The sequence below is a fragment of the Micromonospora sp. NPDC050686 genome, from assembly GCF_040654475.1.
In the GTDB taxonomy this organism is placed as follows: domain Bacteria; phylum Actinomycetota; class Actinomycetes; order Mycobacteriales; family Micromonosporaceae; genus Micromonospora.
Window position 1 is genome coordinate 1 of the sequence record NZ_JBFAID010000147.1, and the last position, 1,244, is coordinate 1,244.

At 68.6% G+C, this 1,244-nt stretch carries 1 protein-coding gene; it reads right to left on the minus strand.

Annotation, left to right across the window (positions count from 1 at the left end):
- Positions 1-34: 34 nt before the first annotated feature.
- Positions 35-1,153: an IS630 family transposase gene (locus tag AB0H57_RS32845; protein WP_357512640.1), complete on the minus strand. Its 1,119-nt coding sequence runs from the start codon at positions 1,151-1,153 to the stop codon at positions 35-37.
- Positions 1,154-1,244: the final 91 nt, after the last annotated feature.

Consider the following 1,244-nt stretch of genomic DNA (forward strand, 5'->3'; position numbering starts at 1 on the left):
CTAGTGCCGTGACCACGAACGTTGACGGTGTTGGTCAGGCTGCGCGGGTGGCGGGTTGGCCCCAGCGTCGTTGTCGTTCGCTGCGGATGCGGGCGCGTTCGCGGCGTTGGGCGGCCAGGACGTCGGGGTGGCGGGCGTTGGCGTTGCGCCACCGTAGGTAGGCCTGCAGTTTCCGGGTCAGCGCGGGGTGGTTCGGGTGGTTCGAGCCGGAGATCACGAAGGTGCGTAGCGGCCCGAACTGGGCCTCGATCGGGTTGGCCCAGGAGGCGTAGGTCGGGGTGAAGCAGAGTTCAACCTTGTTCCGGCCCGCCCACGCCCGAATCTTGCGGCCTTTGTGGGCGGACAGGTTGTCCAGGATCACGTAGATCGGTGCCCCGTCCGGACGTGCTCTGCGGATCGACTTGAGCGCCGCGAGGGTGTTCGCCGCGCTTTTACGCCGCCGCACGACGCCCCAGAGCTGGTCGTCGCCGACGGAGTAGCAGCCGTGGAACTGACGGACCCCGTGCAGCTTGTGATAATTCGCGGGCAGCCGGTGCGGGCGCCCGGCCGGCGCCCACCCGGCGCCGGCCTGCGGCCGGATCGCGAGGGGCCCGAACTCGTCGAACGCGAACACCCGCTGCGGGAAATGGCTGCTCACGTACTCAATCCGGGCCAGTTTGACGTCGCGCTGCGGGTCGGTGGACTCCTTCCACGTCTTCGTCCGCTGGAAGGTGATCTTGTGTCGGTGCAGGATCTGCCGCAGCCGTTCCCGACCGATACGGACCCGGCGGGCGGCATCCGAGCCCAGGTGGTCGGCGAGCTTGCGCACGCTCCAGCGGGTGAAGGGCCGCCCTAGCTTCTCGGGGCGGGTGTTGGCCGTCTCGACGATGAACTGTTCTTCGTCAGGACTGATCTGGCGGGGACGGCCACCCGCCCACCGAGGGTCCAGGCTGGCCATGCCCATCTCGTTGAACCGGTGGATGACCTGCCGGATCGTGTCCTCGTCGGCTTGGACCAAGCGGGCGATGGCCGGCACCGTGTTCCCACCGGCCGAGGCGAGCACGACCATCGCCCGTCGCAGTCGGATCGGTGAACCGGTTCCCCGGCGGGTGATTCTGAGCAGCTGCTGACCTTCCTGATCACTCAGCCGCCGCACGCGTACAAGATCTGCCACCGCCACAGCCTGACCCCGGCGACGCCGCCCGGCTGACAGGCCGGACGGCGTGTCATCCATCACCGCGAACGTTCGTGGTCACGGCACTAGC